Below are 6,581 nucleotides of genomic sequence, written 5' to 3' on the forward strand. Positions count from 1 at the left end.
CCAGCGGCCGGCGTGACCGGTGCGGCGTTGGCCGAGCCGGTCACGCCCTGCGGGGCGCGCAGGCCGTCAGCGCCGCGTTCACCTCGTCGACGACCACCAATCGGTCCAGCGCCGCCGCGGAGACGTAGCCGCGCTCGATCAGCCCGTTCAGCCAGGCCCGCAGTCCGTCGAAGTGCCCACCCGGGTCCAGCATCACCACAGGTTTGTCGTGCAGCCCGAGGTAACCCGCAGTCCAGGCCTCGAACAGCTCCTCCAATGTGCCGAGACCGCCCGGCAGGGTGAGGAACGCGTCGGCACGGTCCTCCATGACCTGCTTACGCGCGCGCATCGTGTCGGTGACGATCAGCTCATCGGCGTCGGTATCGGCCAGTTCCCGCTCCACCAACATTTTCGGGATCACGCCGACGGTCCAGCCGCCTCGCGCCCGCGCCGCGGTGGCCAGTGCACCCATCGCCGAGACGTTGCCGCCGCCCCACACCAGCGTCCAGCCCCGATCGGCGATCGCCGCTCCGACCGCGGCGGCCAGGGCCAGCAGTCGGGGTTCGGCCGGGCGAGAGGCACAATAGACGCACACGGCCCACTGGTCGGGTTCCGGCTTCACACAGCGAAACTAGACCAGTCTTGCGGCAGCGTGCATTTGGGCCTCTGGCCGTCCCGCCCGGGCTTCGCGCCATAAAATCCGGCAGTGCCCTGGGTTGTGGTGCCGGATGAAGGCGTACTGCGCCGGGTGATACTCGCCCTGAACGACGCGGGTCGGTCCGGCGCTGCGCTGGTGGGACCCGACGGCGTCGGCAAGACGCTGCTCGCGCGCCTCGCCGCGGAGCGGTACTCCGCGCAGCGGCCGTCGGCGGCAGTGCAGTGGGTGCGCGCCACCCCGTCGGAGCGGATTGTCCCGTTCGGCGCGTTCGGCCGGCTGGTCGACCCCGCCGGCATCGGCCGCCCCGCCGCGTTGCTGCGAGCCGCGCAGGAATCGCTGACTGCTGATCGGGATCTGCTGTTGGTGATCGATGACGCCCACCAGCTCGACACCCTGTCCGCCACGCTGGTCTACCGGCTGGCGCTGAGGCGCTCCGCCCGGCTGATCGTGACCGTCCGCGCCCAGACGCGGCTGCCTGCGGCGGTGGCCGCGCTGTCGGGCGACGATCTTCTCATTCCCATCGAGGTGGAGCCGTTGAACGCGACACAGACCGCCGCACTGCTGGAGTCGGCAGCGGTCGGCCCGGTAGCTGCCGCCGACGAGGTCTTCGCCGCCAGTCGGGGCAACCCGTTGTATCTGCGGCATGTCATCGAGGCCGGCCGCTTACCGGAGCGGCCGGCTTCGCTGCCCGCCCTGATCGACGAATACGTGCGCGGCCTGCCGACGCCGGTGCGCGCGGTGCTGGATCACCTGGCGGTCGCAGCGCCGCTGCGCCGCAGCGACCTGGCCGCACTGGCCGGCCAGGACGGCATCACCGACGCCGAAGCCCGGGGCGCCGTGCTCTCCGACGACGACGGGATGGTGTACGCGGCCCATCCGCTCTACACCGAACGCGTCCGCGCCGGGCTTCCCGACGACAGGGCCCGAACGCTGCGGACCGCGCTGGTCGGACAGCTGGCGACGGATCCGTCCGATCGGGTCAGCGACCGGTTGCGTCGGGTGACGCTGGCACTCGATGGCGACGGGCCGCTTCCCGACGCCGCCGCGGCCGCCCAGCAGGCCCTGCGGCTCGGCGACCTCGCCCTGGCCGAGCGGCTGGCCCGAGCCGCGCTCGACCACTCGGGCGGGCTGACAGCGCGGCTGGTGTTGGCACAGGCGCTGGCCTGGCAAGGCTTCGGCCGAGAGGCGGACGACGTGCTGGCCGCCGTGGATCCCGACGGCTTGTCGCCCGCCGAGCTGATGGCCTGGGCACTGCCGCGGTCAGCCAACCAGTTTTGGATGCTCGACGAGCCGGAACGCGCCACCGCATTTCTGCACGCCACCCGTAACCGGGTCGAGGCACCCACGGCCCGGGCCACCCTCGACGCGCTGGCGGCGACCTTCGCCATGAACGCGGGCACACCGCTGCGCGCACTGCGGATCGCTGAGCAGGTGTTGGCTTCACCCCACACCGACGAGATGGGCTTGGGCTGGGCGGCGTCGGCGGCGGCGCTGTGTTCGGCCCGCGTTGGCCGGTTCGACGATGCCGAGGCGTACGCCGCCCGGGCACTGGCCGTCGAGTACCCCGGTTTGCTCAGGTTCACCATCGGCTTGGCCCGGATCACCGCGCTGGTGATGGCGGGACAGCTCGACACGGCGCGCTCGCTGGCCGAGCGTTACACCGACTTCGCCGAGCTGCAGCAACCGGGCCGGGCGATCGGCGAGGTGTTGGTGGCCTATGTGGCGATCGCGCAGGGCGACTTCGATGCCGCCGTCGCACTGCTCGGCCCCGCCGGCGACACGCTGGCGCGGACCGGCTACTCGTGGGGACCGCTGGCGTTGATGCTGCTCGCTTCGGCACTGGGCCAGCAGGGCGACAAACTGGCGGCGGCGAAGGTGTTCAGCCGGGCCGAGTCGCGGCACGGTCTGAAATCGGCGATGTTCGCCCCGGAGCTGGCACTGGCCAAAGCGTGGTCGCGACCCGCGCACGGCGATGCGGTGGCGGCGATCAACGCTGCCCGGGAGGCGGTACAGGCCGCTGAACGCGGCGGCCAGTCCGCCATCGCCCTGCAAGCGCTGGCCGATGCGACGCGCCTGGGCGACACCGGCGCGGTGTATCGCGCCGAACGCCTCTCCGTCGAGGTGGACTGCGTGCTCGGCCGACTCACGCTCGCGCATGCCCGCGCGCTGACCGCCGGGGACTCCGCGGCACTGGCCGAGGTGGCGGCCGAGTTGGCCGAGGCCGGGTTCGGTGCCGCGGCAGCCGACGCCGCCGCGCAGGCGCGGCGCGTCAGTCAGTCGGACAGGTAGCGACGCAACGTCGCGACGGCGGCCCTGATCTGCTCCACCGGCACCCGCTCGTCGCAGCGATGCGCCAGGTTGGGGTCCCCGGGCCCGTAGTTGACGGCCGGTACGCCGCGGGCGGCGAACCTCGACACATCGGTCCAGCCGTACTTTGCCCGCACCCGGCCGGCCGCAGCCCGCACCAAGCCCGCGGCGGCCGGCCGCGACAGCCCCGGCAGCGCACCAGCGGCGGAGTCGGTCAGCTCGATGTCGACCCCCAGGCCGTCGAACACCTCGTGAACGTGTCGCAGCGCGGACTCTGGCGACCGGTCCGGCGCGAAGCGGAAATTGACTGTCACCGAAGCCGCATCGGGAATGACATTGCCGGCCACACCGCCGTCGATGCGCACCGCTGACAAACCCTCGCGGTAGGCGCAGCCGTCGATTTCCACGGTGCGGGCCTGATAGCGCGTGAGCCGGTCCAGCGCAGCGCCAAGTTTGTGGATAGCGTTGTCGCCCAGCCATGCTCGGGCCGAATGCGCGCGCGTTCCGGTCGTTTTGACCGCCACCCGCAGGGTGCCCTGGCAGCCCGCCTCGATGTATCCGCCGGTCGGCTCGCCCAGGATCGCCACGTCGGCCGCGAGCCAATCGGGCAGTTCACGCTCGATGCGACCCAAACCGTTTGCAGCGGAGTCGATTTCCTCACAGTCATAGAACACAAGGGTCAGGTCGTGCACGGGTGCCTCGATCGTCGCGGCCAGGTGCAGGAAGACCGCGTCACCGGATTTCATGTCCACTGCGCCACAGCCGTGCAGCAGCTCGCCCTCCTCGCCCATCGATCGGCGGCTGGGCAGGTTCCCGGCCACCGGAACGGTGTCGAGATGACCCGCCAGCAGCACCCGCGAACGCCGGCCGAGATGGGTGCGGGCCAGCACGGCATTGCCGTTGCGGATGATCTCGAAGCCCGGGGTCTGCGCGCGCAGCGCAGCCTCGACCTCGTCGGCGATGCGCGCTTCGTGGCGGGATTCGCTGGGAATGTCGACCAGGGCCGCAGCCAGCTCGACCGGGTCCCCGCGTAAGTCCAGCACAACTCCAGAGTAGTGGGTCACTTCTTATGCCGAGCAGTCGCAGAATCGCACGAACGGGCCCTGCCGGCGTCGACGGAAGAGCTAGTAGCGTTGGCCCGGTGACTGGAGCATCGGGTATTGGGCTGGCGACGCTCGCCGCCGACGGATCGGTCCTCGACACCTGGTTTCCCGCACCGGAACTGATCGACTCCGGAGAAAGCGGTACGACGCGCCTGTCGGTCGCTGAGATTCCCGCCGAGCTGGCAGCACTGACCGGCATCGACGATGACCGCGGCACCCGGACCGTCGCGGTGCGCACGGTGATCAGCTCGCTGGCCGACAAGACCGCGAACGCCTACGACGCCTATTTGCGGTTGCATCTGCTCTCACACCGTCTGGTCGCCCCGCACGGCCTGAACACCGACGGATTCTTCGGCATCCTGACCAATGTGGTGTGGACCAACCACGGGCCCTGTGCGGTCGAGGGCTTCGAGACGGTGCGGGCCCGGCTGCGCCGCCGCGGGCCCGTCACGGTCTACGGCGTGGACAAATTCCCCCGGATGGTCGACTACGTGCTGCCCACCGGAGTGCGGATCGCCGACGCAGACCGAGTGCGGCTCGGCGCGCACCTGGCGCCGGGCACCACGGTGATGCACGAGGGATTCGTCAACTACAACGCCGGCACCCTGGGCGTTTCTATGGTGGAGGGACGCATCTCGGCGGGCGTGGTGGTCGGTGACGGCACCGACATCGGGGGCGGTGCGTCGATCATGGGCACGTTGTCCGGCGGCGGCACCGAGGTGATTTCGATCGGGAAGCGTTGCCTCCTGGGCGCCAACGCAGGGCTGGGGATCTCACTGGGTGACGACTGCGTCGTCGAAGCCGGCCTATATGTCACCGCAGGCACCAAAGTCACTACGCCCGAAGGCGCTTCGGTCAAGGCCCGTGAGTTGTCCGGCGGCAACAACATGCTGTTCCGCCGCAATTCGGTGACCGGCGCCGTGGAAGTGGTGTCCCGCGACGGCCGGGGCATCACCCTCAATGCTGACCTGCACGCCAACTGACCGCGCTAATCGCTTGCCATCAGTTCTTTCTTGAGCACCTTACCCATCGCATTGCGCGGCAGGTCGTCGACAAACCTTACCTCCCGCGGCCGCTTGTGCGCCGAAAGCTGCCGGGCGACAAAGTTGACCAACTCGGCGGGGTCCGCGTCACCGACGACGAATGCGACCACCCGCTGGCCGAGGTCGGCGTCGGGCACTCCGACGACGGCTGCGTCGTGCACTCCCGGATGACCGAGCAGCACCGTCTCGATTTCGCCGGCGCCGATACGGTAGCCGCCGGATTTGATCAGATCGACCGACTCGCGCCCGACGATGCGGTGCATACCGCCAGAGTCGACGACCGCGACGTCGCCCGTGCGGTACCACCCGTCGGTGTCGAACACCTCCGCAGTCGCATCCGGCCGGTTCAGGTAGCCATCGAACACGGTTGGCCCGCGAACCTGGAGCCGGCCGACAGTTTCCCCGTCCGATGGCACTGGGCCACCGACGTCGTCGACCAGTCGGGTCTCGACGCCGCGAAGCGGCAGGCCCACCCAGCCGGGACGACGCTCCCCGTCGGCACGGGTGGACAGCGTGATCAGAGATTCGGTACTGCCATACCGTTCGACGGGCGCATGCCCGGTGAGCCTGACCAGTTCGTCGAACACCGGCACCGGCAACGCGGCACTGCCGGACACCAGTAGCCGGGCTGGTTTGAGCGCCTCGGCGGCCGCGGTGTCGGCAACGACCCGCGACCACACCGTCGGCACCCCGAAATACAGCGTGCCACCAGCTTGTGAACACGCCTGCGCGTAGCTGGCGGGTGTCGGTTTTCCGGTGTGGACGAAGCGGTTTCCGACCCGCAGCGAGCCGAGCAGACCCAACACCAGACCGTGTACATGACACAACGGCAGCCCGTGCACCAGCGTGTCGTCGGGTGTCCACTGCCAGGCCTGCGCCAAGGCATCCAGGTCGGCGGCGATGGCCCGCCGGCGCAGCGGCACACCCTTGGGCGGGCCGGTCGTGCCCGAGGTGTACATGATCAGCGCGGTGGCTTCCGGCATCGGCTCGGGATAGCGATGCCAGGAGCGAGCGTGCAGCCGCACCGGCACCAACGGCAACCCCTCCGGATCGGCGGGCACCGGTCCCAGCCAGGCCTGCGCACCGGAGTCGGCCACAATGTGGCGCCGCTCTGCCTGCCCGACATCAGGTGGCACCGGCACCGCCGGCACACCGGCGATCAAGCACCCGGTGATCGCCAACACGGTCGCCGCAGTCGGCGTGGCCAGCACCGCGACCCGGTCCGCGCCGCCGACCCGCTCGGCCACCGCGGTCGCGGCGCCCACCAGGTCGCTCCTGCTCAGGGCGACGTCGCCGATGCGGACCGCGTCACCGATGTCCGCAGCGCCGGCCGCGGGATCCAGTGAGCTCAGCAGCACGAGAGCAGGTTACCCGGCGCCGGCCCGGAGCGGGTTCCGGTCGGCGGTGCGCCAAGGACAGCGCGAGCTCGCCTGAGCCCTAGTGTCCCGCGCCGTTAATTCGTTTTATTAATCTTCCAATGGACTCCAGGAT

The 6,581-nt window shown here is 70.3% G+C and carries 5 protein-coding genes; 2 read left to right on the forward strand and 3 right to left on the reverse strand.

What is annotated here, in order from left to right:
• Positions 1–40 precede the first annotated feature (40 nt).
• On the reverse strand, positions 41–601 hold the full coding sequence (locus tag F6Q13_RS05865) for a TIGR00730 family Rossman fold protein (protein WP_293053737.1): 561 nt from the start codon (positions 599–601) through the stop codon (positions 41–43).
• Between the two features lie 84 nt (positions 602–685).
• Here F6Q13_RS05865 and F6Q13_RS05870 point away from each other — a divergent pair, with 84 nt between their 5' ends.
• Positions 686–2,926, forward strand: a complete 2,241-nt coding sequence (locus F6Q13_RS05870; RefSeq protein ID WP_293053740.1) for an AAA family ATPase — start codon at positions 686–688, stop codon at positions 2,924–2,926.
• On the opposite strand, the gene dapE is transcribed toward F6Q13_RS05870, so the two are convergent.
• On the reverse strand, positions 2,911–3,987 hold the full coding sequence (gene dapE, locus F6Q13_RS05875) for a succinyl-diaminopimelate desuccinylase (RefSeq protein WP_293053743.1): 1,077 nt from the start codon (positions 3,985–3,987) through the stop codon (positions 2,911–2,913). The two genes, F6Q13_RS05870 and dapE, sit on opposite strands and share 16 nt — an antisense overlap.
• A gap of 98 nt (positions 3,988–4,085) precedes the next feature.
• Between dapE and dapD the strand changes: the two genes are divergently transcribed.
• On the forward strand, positions 4,086–5,030 hold the full coding sequence (gene dapD / locus F6Q13_RS05880) for a 2,3,4,5-tetrahydropyridine-2,6-dicarboxylate N-succinyltransferase (protein WP_293053746.1): 945 nt from the start codon (positions 4,086–4,088) through the stop codon (positions 5,028–5,030).
• 5 nt (positions 5,031–5,035) lie between these two features.
• Here dapD and F6Q13_RS05885 read toward each other — a convergent pair whose 3' ends face one another.
• Positions 5,036–6,448, reverse strand: a complete 1,413-nt coding sequence (locus F6Q13_RS05885; RefSeq protein WP_293053749.1) for an acyl-CoA synthetase — start codon at positions 6,446–6,448, stop codon at positions 5,036–5,038.
• Positions 6,449–6,581 lie beyond the last annotated feature (133 nt).

Source organism: Mycobacterium sp. (genome assembly GCF_008709575.1).
Classification (GTDB): Bacteria; Actinomycetota; Actinomycetes; order Mycobacteriales; family Mycobacteriaceae; genus Mycobacterium.